Source organism: Spirillospora sp. NPDC052242, assembly GCF_040679555.1.
In the GTDB taxonomy this organism is placed as follows: Bacteria; Actinomycetota; Actinomycetes; order Streptosporangiales; family Streptosporangiaceae; genus Spirillospora.
In genome coordinates this window covers 80,954-101,255 of the sequence record NZ_JBFAUZ010000035.1, presented here as the reverse complement: position 1 = coordinate 101,255, position 20,302 = coordinate 80,954, and the positions used below count along the sequence as shown (strand labels likewise).

Sequence of the window (20,302 nt, the reverse complement as noted above, 5' to 3'; positions counted from 1 at the left end):
AGCTGCCATTCGGCGAACAGATCCGCCGACGACGGCCGCGACCATGCGATCGAGCGGCGGGCCCGCCAGGGCCCGCCGCCCGAGGCCGCCGCATCAGACCGTCGCGGGACCTGGGACAATCGTCGGGTGATCGAGCGGTACACACTTCCGGAGATGGGGCGCGTCTGGAGCGACGCGCACAAGTACGAGCTGTGGTGCAAGGTGGAGGTCCTCGTCGTCGAGGCCCACGCCGCGGCCGGCACGATCCCGCCGGAGGTGGTGGAGCCGGTGCGCAAGGCGCCGCCGCCGACGCCGGAGGCCGTGCACGAGATCGAGGCGGTCACGCAGCACGACGTGATCGCGTTCCTGTCGGCGTGGGCGGACAACACCGAGCCGCGCGAGGCCGCGCGGTACGTGCACTTCGGCATGACGTCGTCCGACCTGCTGGACACGGCGCTCGCGCTGCAGCTCGTCGAGGCGACCGACATCCTGCTGGCGAAGGCGGACGCGCTGGTCGCGACGCTGCGGGACCACGCGCTCGCCCACAAGGGCACGCTGCGGGTGGGGCGGACGCACGGGATCCACGGGGAGCCGGACGTCTGGGGCCACCGGGTCGCGGACTTCGCGTTCGCGATGGCGCGGTCCCGGGACCGGCTGCGCCGGGCGCGGGAGTCGGTGGGCGTGATGGCGATCTCCGGGGCGGTCGGGACGTACTCGAACATCGACCCCGCGATCGAGGCGCACGTGGCGCGGGAGCTCGGGCTGCGGAGCGCGGACGTGTCGACGCAGGTCGTCATGCGGGACGGCATCAGCGAGTGGGTGTCGGCGCTCGCGATCATGGCGACGGTGTGCGAGGCGATCGCGCTGGAGGTGCGGCACGGGCAGCGCACCGAGGTGCGGGAGCTGTGGGAGCCGTTCGGCAAGGGCCAGAAGGGCTCGTCGGCGATGCCGCACAAGAAGAACCCGATCATCTCGGAGCGGCTCGCGGGGATGGCGCGGATCGTGCGGGCGCAGATCGTGCCCGTGCTGGAGGGCATCCCGCTGTGGCACGAGCGGGACATCTCGCACTCGTCGACCGAGCGGATCGCGCTGCCGGACGCGTCCATCGCGCTGGACTACATGCTGAACCTGACGAACCGTCTCATGTCGGGCCTGGTGGTGGACGAGGCGCGGATGACCGAGAACCTCGAGTCGACCGGCGGGCTGATCTACACGTCGACGGTCCTGCTGGAGCTGGTCGAGGCCGGGATGTCGCGCGACGACGAGGCGTACCCGCTGGTGCAGAAGGCCGCCATGGAGACCTGGGAGACCGGGACGCCGTTCCGCGAGACGCTGCGCCGGCACGCGGCGGAGGCCGGGCTCTCCCTCGACGAGGGACGGCTGGACGAGGTGTGCCGTCCCGAACGGTTCGTCGAGCGGCTCGGGCCCGTGTTCGACCGTCTCGCCGAGCTCACCTGACCGAACCGACGGCCTGACCGAACCGACGGAGGCGCCGTGCCGGGCACGCTGACCGAACTCAACGTCTACCCCGTCAAGAGCGGCGGCGGCACCGCGCTGCGCACCGCCGAGCTGCTGCCGACGGGCCTGCGGCACGACCGCGAGTTCATGCTCGTCGGCCCGGAGGGCCGGTCGCTCACGCAGCGGGACACGGCGGCGATGGCGCTGATGCGGCCGTCGTACGACGGCGAGGTCCTCACGGTGACGGCGCCGGGCGCGGCGCCGCTCGTCCACAAGGCGCTGACGGGGGACGGGGACGACGGCGAGCCGCGCGACGTCCTCGTGCACCGGAAGGAGTGCCGGGGGATCGACCAGGGCGACGAGGCCGCCGCGTGGTTCGCCGACCTGCTCGGGCGCGAATGCCGGCTCGTCCGGTTCACGGGCCGGCGGGAGACGAAGCGCGGCGGCGGGATCCTGCAGTTCGCGGACGGGTACCCGCTGCTGCTGATCTCCGCGGAGTCGCTGGACGACCTGAACGGGCGGCTGGCCGAGCCGCTGCCGATGAACCGGTTCCGGCCGAGCATCGTGGTCGAGGGGCTCGGGGCGTTCGCCGAGGACGGCGCGCGGCTGCTGCGGATCGGGGGAACGCTGATCGAGGCGATCAAGCCGTGCACCCGCTGTGTGATCACCACGACCGACCAGGAGACGGGCGAGCGGGGCCGTGAGCCGCTGCGGACGCTCGCGACCTACCGGACCGGGGACGGCGGGCTGCTGTTCGGCCAGAACTGCGTTCCGCGCACCGTGGGCACGCTGGCGGTCGGCGACCCCGTGGAGATCGTCGAGAGCCGCTGAGCGCGGGTCAGCCGATCACTTCGCCCGTCTCGTTGCCGTACTGGTCCTTCATCACGGTCGGGACGATCTCGACCGTGACGCCCGGGAGGGACGGCACGGGCCTGCGGGCCGCCGTGGGCTGCAGGGTGGCGAGGAGGTCGTCCAGGGCGCCGGACGGGACGTGCACGAGCAGGCGGCCCTCGCCGGGTTCCTCGATCGCGAACGCGTCGGCGGGCGCGAACGTCAGGAACGTGTCGGGGGTCTGCAGGATCAGCTCGCGGCCGAACGGGAGGCGCCCGCGCAGCGCGTCGGCGATCGCGGGGGCCTGCAGGGCGCCGAGCTTGATCGTGGTGCCGTCCGGGGTCCGGTCCCAGTGGGCGGTCGAGACGAGCTGCATGCCGCTGCTGGAGCCGTCCCGTTCGACGCCCGCGCGGACGGCGCGCCGGATCTCGGGGTCGGTGAGCAGGGAGCGGCGGTCGAGGTCGGTGACGAACAGCGGCAGGTGCGGGGCGAGGACGTCCATGAAGGCGTCGGAGTTCCACTGCCGGACGGCCTCGTACTCCTCGGTCGCGAGGCCGACGACCTGCAGGAACTGCAGCGACCCGTGCGGCGTGCCGATCTCGCCCAGTTCGGGGTCGAGGACGAACGCGATCGCGCGGATGTCGGAGTCCTCCCGGTCCGTGGCGATGGGGCCGTTCACGTTCATGTGGTGGCCCGGCTCGAACCAGTTGCCGGAATTGAAGACGTACCGGCCGAGATTTTGCAGCATGTTCGCCGCCCAGACCGGCGGTTTCTCCTCGGAGGGGTGCCGGACGAGCCGGAACGTGAACTCGAACCCCCAGCCGGACTCGTCGGGGTTCGAGGACGTCTTCTCGTACAGCTCGCTCATGCCGTACGACACGAAATGCCAGTGCGGGACGGGTTCGGCGCGCGGGTAGGCGCTGATGCCGTCGAGGGGGTCGGGGCCGCCGAGCGCCCACTTGTGGACGGTCCCCCAGTGCAGAGGTTCGACGTCTCCGTGGACTTCGCGTAGCGCGGCGTCGATCGCATCCCATCCTGGCGATTCGTCCATATTGATCACCATAGCGGCGGTTGCACCGCCGAGTTGGGCGAGCGAACTTTTTCCGTCCGATGGGCATCTCAACGAGCGAACCGCTCCGTGGACGTCGCTCCGGGCGCCGCACCCTCGGCACGGTGGTTTACTGGGGACGCGTCGCGGCAGACGCAAGGGGGACGCCGTTCGGCGCGCACGGCCCAGGCGGTCCCACACGATCCGGCAGGTTTTCCCGCATCCAAAGGAGTATCGCGGCATGAGCATGGGCCACGAGGTTCGTTACCGTGTGCGCGGCGGCCGGCAGCTGCACGGCACCGTTTTCATCCAGGGCGCGAAGAACGCCGTCCTGCCGATGATCGGCGCCTCGCTCATGGCCGCCAAGGGGCGGACCGTGCTGCGCAACGTGCCGATCATCGAGGACGTCCGCCGCGCCGTCGAGCTGGCCCGCGCGGTCGGCGCGCGCGCCGAGCTGCACGAGACCGAGCGCACCCTCGTCATCGACGCCTCGTCGCTCAGCAGCCCCGTGCTGCCCGCCGACATCGCGTCCCGGTTCCGGGGCTCGTTCCTGTTCGTGCCCGCCCTGCTGCACCGGCTCGGCGAGGCGGTCATCGAGGGCGTGGGCGGCTGCAACCTCGGGTCCCGCAACCTCGACTTCCACTACAACGGCTTCAAGCGGATGGGCGCGACCGTCACCGAGAACGTCGGCGACGACGGCGACGGCGTCATCCACATCAAGGCCGGCGACCTGCGCGGCGGCACGCTGTACTGCGACACCCCGTCGCACACCGGCACCGAGAACCTGATCATGGCGGCGGCGCTCGCGCAGGGCACCACGCTGATCAAGAACGCGGCGCTGGAGCCCGAGGTCCTGGACAACATCGCGATCCTGCAGGCGATGGGCGCCAAGATCAGCGGCGGCGGCACCGGGTTCATCACCGTCGAGGGCGTCGACGAGCTGACCGCCGTCGAGCACACCGTGATGCCCGACCGCATCGACGCCGGCGTCTTCGTGATGGCCGCGGCGATCACCGGCGGCGACCTGAACCTCGTCGGCGCCACGCTGGAGCACCTCGGCGTCGCCGCCGACAAGCTGGAGCAGATGGGCGTCGAGTTCCACCAGCAGGGCGCGGTGCTGCAGGTCCGGCGGGAGCGCACGCTGCGGCCGATCAACGTCATCACCGACGAGTACCCGGGCTTCGCGACCGACCTCCAGTCGCCGATCATGGCGCTGTCGTGCCTCGCGGACGGCCCGTCCTACATCTACGAGCGCATCTTCGACGGCCGCTTCAAGCTCGCCGACGAGCTGCAGAAGATGGGCGCCGACATCGACGTCGACGGCAACCGCGCGAAGGTCAACGGGCCGCGCGGGCTGCGCGGCGCCGAGGTCGAGGCGCACGACCTGCGCTGCGGCAGCGCGCTCGTCCTGGCGGGCCTCGCCGCCGAGGGCGAGACGACGATCACGTCGGCCTACTACCTCGACCGGGGCCACGCGCACACCGCCGAGCGGCTGTCGCAGCTCGGCGCCGACATCGTCCGCGAAGTCTCCTGACCGTCCCGGCCGGCCCGCCCGGCCGGCCGCCCGACTCCGGGACCGCTCAGCGGAACACCCCCGTGGTCACCGCCCCTACGACCGGCGGTGAGCGCGGGGGTGCTCTGCGTTGCGGACCGGACGGACGTGCGATGCGTGCGGCCGCACGCGGATTCGGCACCCGGCCGGGCGCCCGCGTTCCGTACCTCCGCACGGAACACGGCGCCCCGCACGGGACTTCTCGACGCGACTGGGCGGTTTGGTGCCGCCATTCGGGTTCATCCTGACCAACTTCGGCGTGCGCTCTGACGTGAGTTGTCACGCACAGCACCGAAAGCGATCAGCGCTCGGTCACCGGATGATCACGCGGCGTTTCGCGCGGCCGCGAGTTTCGGCCGTCCGACACGCCTCCTCGCTGGGGAAATAGGCGCTGGAACGGTCCGGATGGGACGGACCGTAACGCGGCAAAAAATCACCGGCGGTGAGCGCCGCGCGCGCCGAACCGGATCCGTCGTCTTTCCGGGCGGTGCGGCGTCGGGACGTCCGCATTTCGGCCCATGCGTAAACCGATCGCCGGGCGGAGGGGTCTCCTCAGTGGGCGACCGCGTCACAGCGGGTGACCCGTGGTGTTTTCGGGTCTTGTGTTTGAACTTCGGACACCCGAAGATGCAGGATCATGACTGGCCGAATGGTGACAAATTACTGACTAGGGGGTCGCGTAGGTTACTTTTTCGCCGCACTCTTGATTCGATTTCGCGTCTGGACGTCACACGGCGTCGTCCCGACCCGATACCCACGAGGGCAACGAGGGAGCGAAACGCACGGGAGTCTGCGGTGCCGAGTCTGAAGCAGGGCAAGAGGACATGAGTCGACCGTTGGGCGGAACGTGCGAGAACGCATGGCCGGGGCGGGCCCCCCGCCGAGAGGATGGACCGGAAGCGAGCGAACATCGATGACGGCCGCACGAACGGGGTCGGTCACGCCCGATCTCACGATCGGCGTCGTGGGCCCCCATGACCTGGTCGAACGGGTCATGCTGATGGGCCACGGCCCCACGCCGGTACCGAGCCGGCTGGTGGCCGCCGCATACCGAGACGAACAGGAGGCGGCCGACAAGGTCGTTCGGCTGGGGGCGGGGGTGGACGTGTGCCTGTTCGCCAGTCCCGTCCCGTACGACTTCGCCCGCAAGGCCGGCGTGCTGACGATGCCCGCGACGTACGTCCCGCTGAACGGCGCCGCCCTGCAGGGCGCGCTGCTGCGGGCGTCCCTCGACGAGCGCTTCGACCCGGCGCGGGTCAGCATCGACGTGCTGGGCCGCGCGGAGGTCGAGGAGGCCTACGCGGAGATCAGCCTCGGCACCGAGCAGGGTGCACCTGCGCGAGGAGTCGGCCGGCCCGGGGACGCTCGCGGCGTTCCACGAGCGGCTGTGGCGGCGCGGCGCGACGACCGTGGCGATGACGTGCGTGCACGCGACGGCCGAGCGGATGGAGATGGCGGGCGTCCCGACGATCCGGGTGCGCCCGACGGGCGCGGCGATCCGCAGCTCCCTGCAGACGGCGGCGCTGCTCGGCGCGCACCACCGGCTGGAGGAGTCGCAGCTCGTCGTCGTCCTGGTGGACGTCCCGACGCTGCGCGAGACGCCCCGCCGCGTCACGCCCCGCTACTGGCGGGACGAGCTGAAGCTGGCGCTGCACCGCGTCCTGCTGCAGGAGGCGCACCGCATGAACGCGTCGGTGTGGCCCCTGGACGACCACAGCTACCTCGTCATCGCGACGCGCGGCTCGGTGACCTCCACGACGGAGGGGTTCCGCACGCCGCCGTTCGTGGAGCGCGTCCGGGAGGAGCTCGGCCTCGCGATCGAGGTCGGCATCGGGATGGGCCGCACCGCGCACGAGGCGGAGAACCACGCCCGCGCGGCGCTGGCGCGCTCGCAGAGCTCGCAGCGGTCGCAGGGCTTCGCGCTGGACCGGGACGGCCGCGCGCTCGTCCCCGCGCCGCGCACGCCGCCGCGGTCGCAGCCGCAGGCGAAGCCGAAGGGCCTGGAGATCCTGGCCCGGCTCGCCGACAAGCTCGGCGACCAGGACCAGCCGCTGATCGTCGACGCGGAGAACGCGGGCCGCATGCTCGGCGTCACCCCGCGCACCGCGCGGCGGCTGCTGCGCACCCTCGTCGAGGAGGGGCTGGCGTGGCCGCTGCCGCCCAACCGCACGCCGCAACCCGGCCGCCCCCGGCAGCTGTACCGGCTGATCGTCGAGAAGCTGGGCCCGTCGAAGGCGTCCTGATCGCGGGCGTCCCGGTCGCGGGCGTTTCGAGCACGGCCGTCCGCGATCGCACGGCCCCGGACGCGCGAACGCGCGCACGTCCGGGGCCTGCGGCCGTCCAGGGGCCCGTCCGCGGCCCGTCCGCCGCGCGGGGACGTCAGGTGCGGTGCGGGTACTCGCGGGCGACGGCGAGGAAGGCGTCGTTCTCCTCGGGCGAGCCGATCGACACGCGCGCGCCCTCCCCGTCGAACGGGCGGACGCTGACGCCCTGGGCGTCGCAGGCCGCGGAGAACTCCATCGTCCGGTCGCCGAGCCGCAGCCACACGAAGTTGGCCTCGGTCGGCGGGACGGTCCAGCCGTCGGCGACGAGCGCGCCGCGGACCCGGTCGCGCTCCTTCACCGTCGCCTCGACGCGCTCCAGCAGCTCGCCGGTCGCGTTCAGCGAGGCGATCCCGGCGGCCTGCGCGACGGAGTTGACGCTGAACGGCAGGAACGTCTTGCGGATCGCGGCGGCGACCTCGGGGTGCGCGACGAGGTAGCCGATGCGCAGCCCCGCGAGCCCGTACGCCTTCGAGAACGTCCGCAGGACCGCCAGGTTCGGCCGGTCGCCGTACATCGTGAGCCCGTCGGGGACCTCGTCGTCGCGGATGTACTCGCGGTACGCCTCGTCGAGGACGACCAGGCAGTCGGCGGGCACCCGGTCGAGGAACGCCTCCAGCTCGGCGCGCCGGACGACGGTGCCGGTCGGGTTGTTCGGGTTGCACACGAAGACCAGCCGGGTGCGGTCGGTGATCGCGTCGGCCATCGCCGCGAGGTCGTGCGTCTCGTCTTTCAGCGGCACCTGGACGGACGTGGCGCCCGACAGGGCGACGAGCAGCGGGTACGCCTCGAACGACCGCCACGCGTAGACGATCTCGGCGCCGGGCTCGGCGACGGCCTCGAGCAGCATCTGCGAGACGCCGACGGAGCCGCAGCCCACGGCGACGTGGTCGGCGGGGACGCCGCAGAACGCGGCGATCGCCTCGGTGAGGGCGGTCGCGTTGTTGTCGGGGTACCGGTTGACGTTCCGCGCCGCGTCCGCGATCGCGTCCAGGACGGACGGGAGCGGCCCCTCCGGGGACTCGTTCGACGACAGCTTGAACGAGCGCCCGTCGGGTGACGTGACGACCTTGCCCGGCTTGTAAGCCGTGAACCGGTCGAGAACGGAGCGGAAGCGAGGAGTGGTTGCTTCGGACACCGTTGTCCTCCAGGGTGCGCAGGGGTGATGCGCTCCAGCTTATTCAGCCGCGGGGGCGCAGCATCGGCGGGCGGAGCTGCTCGGCGTCGCCGCGCCGGTAGAGGCGGGCGGGGCGGCCGCCGTCGCGGGTGGTGGTCCGGTCGGTGGGGATGAGGAACCGGTCGGCGCCGGTGACCTTCCGGTGGAAGTTGCGGGGGTCGAGGGCGGTGCCCCAGACGATCTCGTAGACGCGCCGCAGCTCGGCGACGGTGAACTCGGGCGGGCAGAACGCCGCGGCGAGCGAGGTGTACTCGAGCTTGGCCCGCGCCCGTTCCATGCCGTCGCACAGGATGCGGCGGTGGTCGAACGCCGCCCGGTCGTGGTGCACGAGGTCGTCCACGGCCGTCCACAGGACCTGGGCGCGGCTGGAGGCGGGCAGGTCGGGGGCGAGGCCGAGGTAGGCGACGCTGACGACGCGCTGGCGCGGGTCGCGGTCGGGGTACCCGTAGGTGGCGAGCTGCTCCAGGTGGATGCGGACGTCGGCGAGCCCGGCGCGCTCGGCCATCAGCCGGGCCGCGGCGACGGGCAGGTCCTCGTCGAGCTGGATGAATCCGCCGGGCAGCGACCAGGCGCCGTCGTAGGGCGCCCGGTCGCGCCGCCACATCAGCGCGCAGAGCCGCTGCGCCCGCACGGTGAGCACGACGAGGTCGACGGAGACGGCGAGCCGCGGGACGGACATGCCACCGAACTTATCGGCCCCGGCGCACTCCGAGGGACGTCCCGCCCGATCTCCCCGGCGCGCCGCCCGCACGGCCCCGGACGTCCGCTCCCGGACGTCCGGGGCCGCGGGATGCCGTCCCGGGAGCCGGACGTCCGGCCGTCAGCGCGCGGGACGGACGGCGTAGCCGCCGAGCGACGGTTCGAGGGCGTCGAACGCGATGCGGGCGTCGCGGTCGACGGCCGCCGCGACCGCGTCGTCGCCGTCCCCGTCGAGGGTGCGGCGCAGGATCTCCTCGAACAGCAGCCGGTGGACGGCGCCGAGCTGGGCGGCGGCGACGCGCGGGGCGATGTCGTCGGGTCCGGCGCCGGTCTCGGCGGCGAGGCGGTCGCCGAGGGCCTTCTCCCGCTCGTCGTGGAACTCGCGCAGGCGGGCGACGAGCGCCGGGCTGCCGGTGATCATCCGGGCGAACGCGGGGCCGGAGAAGCCGATGACCGGGTTCCGCTCGGCGACCCCGGCCAGGAAGGCGCGGCGCAGCGCGGCCAGCGCGGACTCGCCGGGCTCCCGGTCCCGGACGATCTCCGCGAGCATCTGGACGAACACGTCCCGCATGTCGAGGGCGAGGTCCTCCTTGCGCGGGAAGTAGTTCGTGACGGTCATCTTGGCGACCTGCGCGGCGGCCGCCACCTCCGCGATCGTCACGTTGTCGAAGCCGCGCTCCAGGAACAGCCTGGTCGCCTGGTTCGAGATGTTCTCCCTGGTCTGCCGCTTCTTGAGCTCTCGCAAGCCCATCGTCTGCTCGCTCATGCGCCCACCATACATGGAGTCGACCAAAATTTGTGCTTGACTTCTTTTTAGGTCTGTTCTAACTTTAGGTCGGAAGGTACGGCGACGGAGAGGGGTGGCCCGGCATGACGGACGCGGTGAGGGACTACCTGAACGGCATCGGCCGCACTCCGCTGCTCACGGGCGAGCAGGAGCGGCGGCTCGGGGAGCGGATGGCGGCCGGACGGCTGGCCCGGCGCCGCCTGGAGGACGAGGGCGCCCGCCCGGACGGCGCCGAGCGGCGGGCGCTCGAAGCGGCCGTCGCCGATGGCGAGCGCGCCCGCGACCACATGGTGCGGGCCAACGTGCGGCTGGTCGTGTCGATCGCGAAGCGGTACGCGGCCGGCGGCGCGCTGCCGCTCCCCGACCTGATCCAGGAGGGCAACATCGGGATGATGCGGGCGGTCGACAAGTTCGACCACACGCGCGGCCTGAAGTTCTCCACCTACGCGACCTGGTGGATCAAGCAGGCGATCGGCCGCGCGCTCGCCGACCAGGGCCGGACCGTCCGGCTCCCGGTGCACGTCGTCGAGCTGCTGAACCGGGTCGTGCGCACCCGGCGCGCCCTGCTGGCCGACCTCGGCCGGGAGCCGACGGCCGGGGAGATCGGCGCCGCGCTCGACGTGCCCGCGGAGAAGGTCGAGCGGGTCCTGCGGGACGCCCGGGAGCCGGTGTCGCTGCACGCGCCGGCCGACGCGGACGGCGACGGCGAACTCGGCGACCTCGTCCCCGACGACGCGCCGGACCCGTCCGACACGGTGGCGTCGTCCCTGCTGCGCGGCTACCTGGACTCGGTGCTGACGACGCTGCCCGAGCGGGAGGCGGCCGTGCTGACGCTCCGGTTCGGGCTGGACGGCGACGGGCCGCGCACGCTCGACGAGATCGGCCGGGACTACGGGGTGACGCGCGAGCGCATCCGCCAGCTCGAGAAGAAGGGAATGACGAGCCTGCGCCGCCACGCCCGGGCCCGCGAGCTGGCGGAGCTGCTCGCCTGAGCGCGGATCAGCGCGTCCCGGGCGGCACCGGCCCCGCCGCGAGATCGTTTCCGGCCCGGCGGCCCCGGCGGCGCCCCCGTGCCCGCCGGGGCCGGCGGCGTCACCGGGCCATCGCGGCGGCGCGGAGGCGGCCGTCGCCGCCGTCGAAGTAGACGACGCCGTCCGCGACGGCCGCCGTCGCGGAGGAGTCGGCCGCCAGCCGCACGCTTCCCCGGGACTCGCCCGTGCGGGCGTCGAGCAGGTGCAGCTCGCCTTCGCTGTTGTCCGCGTAGACCGTGCCGTCCTCGAGGACGGGCGGCGCGGTCAGGGCGCCGGTGTCGTACCGCCAGAGTTCCTTGCCGGTCCGGGTGTCGACGGCGAGCACCTCGCCGCCGCTGTTGTGGCCGTTGCCGCCGAGGTAGAGGACTCCGCCGGACACGACCGGGGTCTCCACGTCCTCGAAGTCCTCGATCCCGGTGTCGTACCGCCACAGGAGGCGTCCGCCGAGATCCCGCGCGGACAGCGCGCCGCCGTACTCCGCGACCAGGTAGATCACCCCGTTCGCGATCGTCAGCGACGCCGCCCGCTGCTCGATGTCGCCCTCCAGCCGCACCTTCCGCAGTTCCTTGCCCGTGCGGCCGTCCAGGGCGTGGAGGTGGCGCGCCCGGCCGTCGGCGGTGATGGCGCTGTAGTAGACGGTCCCGCCGGCGGCGTCCAGGCCGCCGATCAGTTTCGCCGAGCGGGTCCACTTCCGCTTCCCGGTGTCCGCGTCGACCGCGTGGACCAGGGTCCCGGCGTCGCCGGAGCCGAACGTCAGCCCGGTGAAGTACACGGTGCCGTCGTCCTCGACGGGGGTGCCGGACACCGTCTGGCCGGGCGCGTACTCCCACAGCCGCCTTCCGGAGGCGAGGTCCAGCGCGTACAGGCGGCTGGTCTCGGCGTCGAAGCCGGACGAGTCGATGGTGTCGAAGTAGACGCGTCCGCCGACGACCGTGAGGGACGTCGGGTTGCCCGTCGTGCGGTCGTACTTCCACAGCGCCTCACCGGTCACGGCGTCCACGGCGTGCACGGCACCGCCGGCGCCGAAGACGAGCTTCCCGTCCACGACGACGGGCCGCCCGGCCGGCGCCGCACCGTGGGACCACAGCTGCTTCAGCACCGGCGGATCGGGCTTCGCGGACGGCTCGGCCGGTGCGGCACCGGACCCGCCACCGGAGACGAGCACCGCGGCGGCGACGATCGCGAGGACGGCGACGGCGACGGCGCCGACCGGCACCGCGCTCCGGAACCGTCCGGGCCGCCGCCGCCCACCGGCACCGGACGGCTCGGGCTCCGGCCCGTCCGGAGGCGGGGGCGCCACCGCCACGGTCGGGGCGGCGGGATCGGCGGGCGCGTCCACGGTCGCCGTGTACTCGCGGGTCAGCTCGGCCGTCACCGGTTCGGGCAGCCACCCGTCCTCCGCGAGGGACGCGCCGGACGGCCCGTCCGCGGCCAGCTCGGCGACCAGCTCGGGCACCGTCGGGCGGGCGCCGGGGTCCTTCGCCAGGCAGCGCGCCACGACGTGCGCCAGGTCGGACGGCAGCGCCGCCAGGTCCGGCGGCTCGTGCACCACCCGGTAGTTCAGCGCGTGCGCCGACCCGCCCCCGAACGGGCCGTCCCCGGTCGCGGCGTGCGCCAGGACGGCGCCGAGCGCGAACACGTCGCTCGCGGGGCCCACGTCGCCGCCCCGCAGCTGCTCGGGCGACATGAACCCGGGCGTCCCGAGCGCCGCGCCCGTCAGCGTCAGGCGGGTGCCCTCGGCGGCGAGCGAGATCCCGAAGTCGATGAGGCGCGGGCCGTCCGCCGCCAGCAGCACGTTCGACGGCTTCAGGTCCCGGTGCACCACCCCGGCCCCGTGGACGGCGTCGAGGGCCTCGGCGAGCGCGGCGCCGAGCGCCCGCACCGACCGCTCCGGCCACGGGCCGTGCGCCGCCACCGCCTCCCGCAGCGACATCCCCGGCACGTACTCGGTCGCGAGCCACGGCGGGTCGCCCGCCGGGTCGGCGTCCACGACCGCCGCCGTGAACAGCCCCGTCACCCGGCCCGCCGCCTCCACCTCGCGGACGAACCGGTCGCGGAACCCCGGATCCTCCGCGAGCTCGTCCCGGACGACCTTCACCGCGACCGCGCGCCCGCCGGGCGACACGCCCAGGTAGACGCGTCCCATGCCGCCCTGGCCGAGCCGCCCGACGATCCGGTACCGCCCGACATGTCCGGGATCGCCCGCCTCCAGCGGCGCGTACACGCTCAACCCGTCCTCCTCACGCCCGGCCGCTGGCCGAGACCGCGCGCAGCGCGCCGTCGTCGTCCACGAAGTACACCGTGCCGCCGACGACGTCCGTGCTCTCGCCCAGGGCGTCGTCCCAGAGGCGCTCGCCGCTGCTCGCGTCCAGCGCGTACACGGTCTCTCTCTCGCCCCCGTCGGGGCTGTCGCGGTACAGGACCTGGCCGTCCCCGCCGGTCAGCAGCACGATCCCCTCGCCGAGGCCGGGCTCGTGCGTCCACAGCGGCCGTCCGGTGTCGACGTCGAGCGCGACCACGTAACCGTCGTTCTCGTAGTAGACGGCCTCGTCCGACACGATCGGGAGACCGGCGCCGCCCGCGATGAGCGGGTTCCATTCCGCCACGTCGAACCGGTGCCGCCAGTCCTCGCGGCCGGTGTCGGCGTCGACCGCGTACATGGTGCCGTCGTCGGTGCCGAAGTAGACCGTCCCGTGCTCGAAGACGGGCGCCGTCGCGACCCCGTTCCCGGCGTCGAACCGCCACCGGCCCTTCCCGTTCTCCGCGTCCACCGCGTGCACCGCGTTCACGCCGTCCGAGAGGTAGAGGACACCGGCGGCGAGGGTCAGGTTCTCCCATTTCGCGCCCTCGGTCGACTCCGACCAGATCACGTCGCCGGTGCGGGGGTCGCGTGCGATGAGCCGGCTCATGAACGTCTCGTACGTCGTCCCGCCGGCGGTCATGTGCTCGCCGTTGATGCCGTGGTCCTCGTACTTCCAGAGTTCCTCGCCGGTCCGGGCGTCCAGCGCGTACTTGTACCTGCCGTCGGCGTAGTAGGCCACCTCGTCGGTGCCGTCCAGGAGGCTCGTGTACTCCCCCGGGTACCGCTTCCGCCAGCGTTCGCGGCCGCTGCCGGCGTCCAGCACGGACAGGTCGCCGGCTTCGCTGGAGAGATAGACGGTGCGGTCCGTGTAGCCCGCGGGCCGGAGGCCCCCGTCCAGGGGGAACGTCCACAGCTCCTTCCACTCCGGCGGCCCGGCGGCATCGTCCCGCCCGTCGCCGGACGAGCGGACGGCGAGCAGCGCACCGGTCGCGGCGACGAGCGCGAGCACCGCGGCGACCGCGGCGCCCACCAGCAACCGGCCGCGTGGCAGCCCCCGGGGCCGCCCGCCCGGACGGACGGTGTCGACGGCGGTCGGCTCCGGCTCGGCGGGCGCGAGGATCGGGGCGGTCTCCGCGCGTCCGATGTCCGCCGCGACCGCCTCGGGCAGCGGGCCGTCACCGCCGCCCAGCTCCGCGACCAGCTCCGGCACCTTCGGACGCGCGCCGGGCTCCTTCGCGAGGCACCGGCCCACGACGTCCGCGAGCCCGGACGGCAGCGCCGCCAGGTCCGGGGGCTCGTGCACCACCCGGTAGTGCAGCGCGTGCGCCGGTCCGCTCCCGAACGGCCCGTTCCCGGTCGCCGCGTGCGCGAGGACGGCGCCGAGCGCGAACACGTCGCTCGCGGGGCCCACGTCGCCGCCCCGCAGCTGCTCGGGCGACATGAACCCGGGCGTCCCGAGCACCGTCCCGGTCTCGGTGAGCTGGGTGTTCTCGGCCGCCAGCGAGATCCCGAAGTCGATGAGGCGCGGGCCGTCCGCCGCCAGCAGCACGTTCGACGGCTTCAGGTCGCGATGCACCACCCCGGCCGCGTGCACGCTCTCCAGCCCCTCCGCCAGCGCCGCGCCCAGCGCCCGCACCGACCGCTCCGGCCACGGGCCGTGCGCCGCCACCGCCGCGTCCAGCGACGGCCCCGCCACGTACCGCGTCGCGAGCCACGGCGGGTCGCCGTCCGGGTCGGCGTCGACGACCTCGGCGGTGTAGAGGCCCGCGACCCGCCGCGCCGCCTGCACCTCGCGGACGAACCGGCGCCGGAACCCCGCGTCCTCCGCGAGCACGTCCCGCACGACCTTCACCGCGACCGCCCGCCCGCCCGGCGACAGCCCCAGGTACACCCGTCCCATCCCGCCCTGGCCGAGCCGCCCGACGATCCGGTACCGCCCGACCCGTCCCGGATCGTCCGCCTTCACCGGTGCGACCGCCACCCGGCGCCTCCAGCCGTACTGAGAACAATCGTGTTCCTTTGACCCCATCTTGTCACGCTCCGCCCGCCCGGAGCAGCCCCGCGCGTTCCTGGGTGCGCCCCACCCAGGAGAACCGCGCCCTGCCCCCTCCCCGAGCGCCGCAGCAGACTCGAAACCGACCCCGAAACCCGTCCAAGGAGCCAGCAATGCCGCGCACCGCAGCCGTCACCCTCGGCCTGCTCGCCCTCCTCGCCGCGTCCGCCTGCAAGCAGTCCCGCCCCGGCGGCCCGCAGCCCGCCGCCCCGGCCCCGCACCCCCACGTGGGCATGTGGGTCACCGCCGACGGCCGCATCCGCCAGGAGCTCCTCCCCAACGGTCGCTACGAGGAGGCCCGGGACGGCCGCGAGCGCGCCTACACCGGCCGCTACACGGTCACCGGCGACCACATCGACTACTTCGACGACCTGGGCTTCACCGCCACCGGCGACGTCCGCGACGGCGTCCTCTACCACGAACACCTCGTCCTCTACCGCGAGAAGTGACCCGCTCCGACCCCGCCGACCGGCGTCTCACGTCAGGGCGTCGATGAGGGCGCGGCCGTCCACGCCGTCCAGGAAAGCGGTGATTCGCCGCGCCGGATCGGGAAGGTACGGGCGGTGCTCGGCGATCGCGAACACGTACGTCCAGGCCGCCAGCCGCCCGGCATCCAGCTCCGGGCAGTCGGCGAGTTCGGTGAGCCGGTCCCGGATCGACGCCGGGCCGTCCTGGACCGCGGCCCACAGGGCGGCCTCGGCGTTCAGGTCCCCCACGGCACCGAGCGGATCGATCGCGAACCATCGGCCGTCCGGCCCCTCCAGGATGTTCTTCGCCTGCAGGTCGGCGTGCAGCAGGTGCCGCCGTGCGGTGGTGCCGAGCAACGCGTCCAGGACGGCCGCGGCGTCGGCGACACGGGCCAGCTCGGCGGCGTTCCCGGACCCGGCGAACCGGTCCCGCGCCCAGCCGAGCCGCATCTCGGCGACCTCCGCGAGGTCCCGCAGGCCGGTGGCGGCGGGCACGGTGCTCAACCGGCCGAGCAGTTCCCCGAACCGGGCGGAGTCGGACGGGCCTCCCCGCGCCCACGCCGTCGTCCCCGGCCGGACCCGCTCCATCAGGAACACGCCGGTGTCCGGCTCCCGCCGCAGCACCCCGGGCGCGGCCCCGGTGCCCGCCCAGCCGTCCAGGATCCGCATCTCCCGCCGTCCCGCGTCGGCGTCCACCGGGATCTTGAGGACGGCCTCGCCCCGGTCGGCGGTCGTGCACAGCAGGCAGCAGGACATCGCCCCGCCTTCGGCGATCGCCCGCGGGGTCAGCCCCCAGCGCGCCGCATGGTCGGCGATCCGGCCCGGCAGCGCGGCGAGCCACGCCCGCCCCTCCTCCGGCCCCCGCAGGAAGACGATCGCGTCGACCAGCGTCGCGGGGATCTCCGGCACGGGCGCCCCGGTCACGCCGCGCGCCCCCGTCGGCACACCTCGCGCACCCGCGCAGCCAATGCCTCGGCGTCCGACTCGTCGTTGTAGACGTGCGTGGAGATCCGCAGCAGGCACTCCCCCCGCGGGCCGGGGCCCGTCCAGACCCGCAGGCCCGACTCCAGCAGCGCGGCCTTGAGCGGCTCCAGCCGCAGCCCCGGAAGGACGAACGCCCGCAGCCGGGGCGGCAGGAACCGCGGCGCCCCGGTGGGCACCGCGCCGAGGTCGGTGAGCAGCCCCGCCGCGTGGTCGGCGAGGGCCGCGCAACGGTCCAGTTCGCCGGACTCCCGCCAGGCGCGCCACTGCCCCACCGCCGAGCGGACGCCCAGGCGCGGCACCGGGTCGAACGTGCCCGGCCAAGAGAACCGCTCGACCAGGTCCGGCGAATCCCAGGTGAGGGACACCTCCGCGGGGCGGAGCCGGTCCCTGATCCGCTCGCCTCCCCACAGAAACCCGACCGGCCGCAGAGTGGGGAACCACTTGTGCACCGTGCCGAACATCGCCTCGACGCCGTCGATCGGCTCGACCGGCACGTGCCCCGGCCCGTGCGCGGCGTCCACGATCAGCCGGCCGCCGCGCCGCCGCGCCCACGCGCCCACCTCCGCCACCGGCAGGGCCAGGGCGGCCGACGACGACACCGAGCTCACCTGCACGAACGCCACGTCCCCGGGGACGGCGGCGTCCAGCCGGGCGAGGAGTTCGCCCGCGTCGCGCAGCGGCAGCGGTACCGGGACCCGGACGAACGTGGCGCCCGCCCGCGCGCACCGGCGCTCCCACGCGCGGCAGATCGACGAGTACTCGGTGTCGAGGACCGCCACGGTGGCGCCCGCCGGGAGGTCGACCGTCTCGATGACGGCGGCGGCGCCGGACGTCGCGTTGGCGCACAGCGTCATGGACGCCGGTGACAGCCCCAGCGTCCGCGCCAGCAGGTCCGACTGCTCGCGCAACCGGGACGTGAGCTCGGCCCCGAGCCGCACGTTCGGATCGGCCTCGATCTCGCGGCGCAGCTCCGCGGCCCCGTCCAGGGTCCGGCGGGTCGGCAGCCCGTAGGAGGCGTGGTTCAGCATGACGAGCGCGGGATCCAGCGGGAACTCACCGGCGACGTCAGTTCGCACCGGGCCCCCCGTCACGGGGTCGCGGGATCCTCGCCCGCAGCGCCGCGATGTCGGCGATGTCGAACCGGAAGATCGCGTCGGCGGCCGCGGCCTCGTCGGGGTGCGCGGCGAGCAGCGACACGGACGTCTCGACCGGATGCCAGCCGGTGCCGCGCCCGGCCAGCCCGCCGATCCGCTCCTTCAGCAGGGTGCGGCGGTCCCCGTCGGTGGTCTCCCGGTCCGCCGCCCGCAGCAGTTCCTCCGTCAGGGCGTCGGCGGCGCCGCGCCCGTACAGGACCTCCAGCTCGTGCACCTGGCACGCCAGCGTCGTCGTCGCCCGGTCCAGCCAGTGCCCCGGGCCGATCTCGAAGTAGCGGGCGAAGGCGGCGGCCGCCCCGGCGAAGTCGCGCTGCAGGGCCAGCACGCGGCTCGAGTCGCGCAGGTGGAACGGGCTGTCGCTGGCCACGCCCGACGCCTGGGACATGCGGGTCAGCCGCCGCAGCAGGTCCGCCGCGCGGTCGAGTTCCAGGCAGGCGATCGTCTTCTTGCTCAGCCAGTGGACGGCCTCGTACTCGGCGTACGGATGCCGTTTCCGCCGCGCGACCTCGATGGCGCGGTTCAGCCACATCTCGGCCGACTCGGCGTCGTACCCGGCGAGGTACGCCAGGCCCCGGTGCCCGAGCGCGCGGGCCTGCAGTTCCGGGTCGGACGTCATGTCGTAGACGAGCGAGCAGAGGCGGACGCACTCGTCCGTGTCCTGGGCGGGGCCGCAGAGAGCCAGTTCCGCCTCCAGCATCCGCACCTGGGCGAGGACGTCCGCCGGTCCCGCATCGGCGCACCCGGCCTCCAGTTCCGCGAGCAGGTCGCGGCAGCGGCTCCAGTCGTTCGTCATGCGCAGGCTGCGCGCCCACAGCAGGCCGACGGCGAAGCGGGAATCGGCGGTGACCGCCGGGACCTCCGCCGGTTCCGCGTGCTCCGCCACCGCGCGCATGGCCTCTGCGCAGGCGGCGGCCGCGCCCCGGTGGTCGCCCTCCACGGACATGCACTCGGCGAGGAGCCGGAACGCCGCCCGCCGCGACGCCGGGACGGCCCCCTCGGCGGCGACCTGGGCGAGCTCGCGGGCCTTCGACACCGCGCCGAGCTGGAACTGGCGCCGCGCCGCCTCCAGTGCCAGCTCGCGGGCCCGGTCGGCGCGCCCGGCGCCGACCGCGACGGCGACCGCCCGCACCCACAGTTCGTCGTCCCACTCGCCCTCCCGGTCGAGGGCCTCCAGCAGCCTCGCGTGCATGCGCTGCCAGCGCGGGGCGTTGGCGGCGCCGCGCTCGCGCAGCACCTCGGCGAGCAGCGGGTGATGGACGGCGTAACGGTCGCGGGCGCCGCGCGGGTCGTCCGGCCGCACCAGCCCGAACTCGTTCAGCAGGACGTCGAGCCGCTCGTACACGTCGTCGACGTCCATCCGGACCAGCGCCGCGAGGTAGTCGACCTCGAACGAGTACCCGATCAGCGCGGCCGCCTCCAGGAGCCGCTGGTCGGCGGCCGACAGGTAGGACAGGCGCTCCTCCAGGATCGCCTTGATCTGCCTCGGCATGCTCTCCGGCCGCCGCTCCCGGCGCGCGCCGTCGCCGACCCGGAGCAGCGACTCGGCGAACAGCGGGTTCCCGTCGCTCTCCCGCAGGATCCGCTCCAGGGTCCCGGGCGGCAGGACCGATCCCCCGGCCGCGACGCGGACGAGTTCCTCGGTGTGGTCCCGCGACAGGCGTTCGAGGTCGATCTCGAAGCAGTTCTCGCTGTACCGGCGCAGCCGGTAGACCGCCCGGCGCAGCGGGTGCCCGTCGGCGTTCTCCTGGGTCTGCAGGTCGTCGGGCCGGTAGGCGAGCACGAGCAGCAGGGGGCCGCGCACCTGGAGCGCCAGCCGCATGACGAGGTCGATGGTGGCGGTGTCCGCCCAGTGCAGGTCGTCCAGGACGAGCAGGACGGGCCCGCCCTCGACCAGCCCGTTCACGACCTCGGCGAGCTGGTCGAGGCGGCTGTCCATGGCGTCCGCGCCGCCCGCGCCGCCCGCGTCGTCGCCGGACTCCAGCAGCGTCCGTCCGGTCAGGATGCCGGCGGCCAGCAGCTTTCCGACGACCGGCACCGACTCGATCCAGTCGGGGGCGTGCAGCCGGAAGGACTCCGCGACCCGGGCCAGCGTCGCGCGGGAGCCGGTGCGCTCGGCCCGCTGCGTGAGGGTCCGCAGGCAGTCGCGGACGGCCTGGTAGGCGTCGGAGCCCAGCGAGTTCATCATCGCCTGGCCGTAACCGGCGAGCAGCCCCGCCTCGGCGTGCCGTTCGGTCATCAAGTCCACGAAGTGGTGCAGAAGCCGCGACTTGCCGACGCCCGCCTCACCGCGCAGCAGGAGAACCTCGGGCGTCCCGTCGTGCACGGTCCGGTCGAGCGCCTCGGTCAGCCGGGCCGTCTCCCACTGCCGGTCCACCAGCGTCGCGGTCACCGACCCTCCCCGTGGGGTCGACGCATCGCAGCCCTCCGAACGGTCGCACGGTGTTGATCAACGGTAGCTT

14 protein-coding genes and 1 pseudogene are annotated in these 20,302 nt (G+C 73.9%); 6 read left to right on the top strand and 9 right to left on the bottom strand.

Annotated features, from left to right (window positions below):
* Positions 1 to 126 precede the first annotated feature (126 nt).
* Both purB and AB0L25_RS26900 read left to right on the top strand, forming a co-directional pair.
* Entirely contained in the window at positions 127 to 1,437 is a 1,311-nt protein-coding gene (gene purB, locus AB0L25_RS26905; protein ID WP_500175471.1) for an adenylosuccinate lyase, read from the top strand.
* A 36-nt stretch (positions 1,438 to 1,473) separates the two neighbouring features.
* Positions 1,474 to 2,268: an MOSC domain-containing protein gene (locus tag AB0L25_RS26900; protein ID WP_500175470.1), complete on the top strand. Its 795-nt coding sequence runs from the start codon at positions 1,474 to 1,476 to the stop codon at positions 2,266 to 2,268.
* Positions 2,269 to 2,275: 7 nt separating this feature from the next.
* On the opposite strand, the gene AB0L25_RS26895 is transcribed toward AB0L25_RS26900, so the two are convergent.
* A complete protein-coding gene (locus tag AB0L25_RS26895; protein ID WP_500175469.1) occupies positions 2,276 to 3,319 on the bottom strand; it encodes a suppressor of fused domain protein in 1,044 nt (347 codons plus the stop codon).
* 244 nt (positions 3,320 to 3,563) lie between these two features.
* Here AB0L25_RS26895 and murA point away from each other — a divergent pair, with 244 nt between their 5' ends.
* Complete coding sequence (murA, locus tag AB0L25_RS26890) at positions 3,564 to 4,850, top strand: UDP-N-acetylglucosamine 1-carboxyvinyltransferase (protein ID WP_500175474.1); 1,287 nt, start codon at positions 3,564 to 3,566, stop codon at positions 4,848 to 4,850.
* Between the two features lie 1,012 nt (positions 4,851 to 5,862).
* Positions 5,863 to 7,111: pseudogene (locus AB0L25_RS26885) on the top strand (transcriptional regulator).
* Positions 7,112 to 7,247: 136 nt separating this feature from the next.
* Here the strand turns inward: AB0L25_RS26885 and hisC are convergent.
* From hisC to AB0L25_RS26870, 3 genes are all read right to left on the bottom strand, one after another.
* Positions 7,248 to 8,327, bottom strand: a complete 1,080-nt coding sequence (gene hisC, locus AB0L25_RS26880) for a histidinol-phosphate transaminase (protein WP_500175468.1) — start codon at positions 8,325 to 8,327, stop codon at positions 7,248 to 7,250.
* A 43-nt stretch (positions 8,328 to 8,370) separates the two neighbouring features.
* Positions 8,371 to 9,045, bottom strand: coding sequence for an NUDIX hydrolase (locus AB0L25_RS26875; RefSeq protein ID WP_500175466.1), 675 nt, complete (start codon positions 9,043 to 9,045; stop codon positions 8,371 to 8,373).
* A 141-nt stretch (positions 9,046 to 9,186) separates the two neighbouring features.
* Positions 9,187 to 9,831: a TetR/AcrR family transcriptional regulator gene (locus AB0L25_RS26870; RefSeq protein ID WP_500175465.1), complete on the bottom strand. Its 645-nt coding sequence runs from the start codon at positions 9,829 to 9,831 to the stop codon at positions 9,187 to 9,189.
* 104 nt (positions 9,832 to 9,935) lie between these two features.
* Between AB0L25_RS26870 and AB0L25_RS26865 the strand changes: the two genes are divergently transcribed.
* Positions 9,936 to 10,844, top strand: coding sequence for a sigma-70 family RNA polymerase sigma factor (locus AB0L25_RS26865; RefSeq protein ID WP_500175464.1), 909 nt, complete (start codon positions 9,936 to 9,938; stop codon positions 10,842 to 10,844).
* A 100-nt stretch (positions 10,845 to 10,944) separates the two neighbouring features.
* Here the strand turns inward: AB0L25_RS26865 and AB0L25_RS26860 are convergent, their stop codons facing one another.
* Positions 10,945 to 13,107: an outer membrane protein assembly factor BamB family protein gene (locus AB0L25_RS26860; RefSeq protein WP_500175473.1), complete on the bottom strand. Its 2,163-nt coding sequence runs from the start codon at positions 13,105 to 13,107 to the stop codon at positions 10,945 to 10,947.
* 16 nt (positions 13,108 to 13,123) lie between these two features.
* On the bottom strand, positions 13,124 to 15,166 hold the full coding sequence (locus tag AB0L25_RS26855) for an outer membrane protein assembly factor BamB family protein (RefSeq protein ID WP_500175463.1): 2,043 nt from the start codon (positions 15,164 to 15,166) through the stop codon (positions 13,124 to 13,126).
* A 185-nt stretch (positions 15,167 to 15,351) separates the two neighbouring features.
* Here AB0L25_RS26855 and AB0L25_RS26850 point away from each other — a divergent pair, with 185 nt between their 5' ends.
* Positions 15,352 to 15,687 carry an Atu4866 domain-containing protein gene (locus tag AB0L25_RS26850; RefSeq protein ID WP_500175461.1) on the top strand — a complete coding sequence of 112 codons (336 nt, stop codon included), beginning with the start codon at positions 15,352 to 15,354 and terminating at the stop codon, positions 15,685 to 15,687.
* A gap of 27 nt (positions 15,688 to 15,714) precedes the next feature.
* On the opposite strand, the gene AB0L25_RS26845 is transcribed toward AB0L25_RS26850, so the two are convergent.
* Genes AB0L25_RS26845 through AB0L25_RS26835 form a run of 3 tightly spaced genes read right to left on the bottom strand, consistent with a single transcriptional unit; the run spans position 15,715 to position 20,232 of the window.
* Positions 15,715 to 16,629 (bottom strand): aminoglycoside phosphotransferase family protein, encoded by a 915-nt coding sequence (locus tag AB0L25_RS26845; protein WP_500175460.1) that lies wholly within the window; start codon positions 16,627 to 16,629, stop codon positions 15,715 to 15,717.
* Complete coding sequence (locus AB0L25_RS26840; protein WP_500175459.1) at positions 16,626 to 17,765, bottom strand: aminotransferase class V-fold PLP-dependent enzyme; 1,140 nt, start codon at positions 17,763 to 17,765, stop codon at positions 16,626 to 16,628. Before AB0L25_RS26840 ends, AB0L25_RS26845 begins: the two co-directional genes overlap by 4 nt.
* A complete protein-coding gene (locus AB0L25_RS26835; RefSeq protein ID WP_500175458.1) occupies positions 17,755 to 20,232 on the bottom strand; it encodes an ATP-binding protein in 2,478 nt (825 codons plus the stop codon). Before AB0L25_RS26835 ends, AB0L25_RS26840 begins: the two co-directional genes overlap by 11 nt.
* Positions 20,233 to 20,302: the final 70 nt, after the last annotated feature.

Excerpts from the sequence above, each read along its gene's own strand:
- AB0L25_RS26870 (WP_500175465.1), bottom strand. The coding sequence starts at position 9,831 with ATGAGCGAGCAGACGATGGGCTTGCGAGAGCTCAAGAAGCGGCAGACC.
- AB0L25_RS26875 (WP_500175466.1), bottom strand. The coding sequence starts at position 9,045 with ATGTCCGTCCCGCGGCTCGCCGTCTCCGTCGACCTCGTCGTGCTCACC.
- AB0L25_RS26865 (WP_500175464.1), top strand. The coding sequence starts at position 9,936 with ATGACGGACGCGGTGAGGGACTACCTGAACGGCATCGGCCGCACTCCG.
- AB0L25_RS26895 (WP_500175469.1), bottom strand. The coding sequence starts at position 3,319 with ATGGACGAATCGCCAGGATGGGATGCGATCGACGCCGCGCTACGCGAA.
- murA (WP_500175474.1), top strand. The coding sequence starts at position 3,564 with ATGGGCCACGAGGTTCGTTACCGTGTGCGCGGCGGCCGGCAGCTGCAC.
- AB0L25_RS26850 (WP_500175461.1), top strand. The coding sequence starts at position 15,352 with ATGCCGCGCACCGCAGCCGTCACCCTCGGCCTGCTCGCCCTCCTCGCC.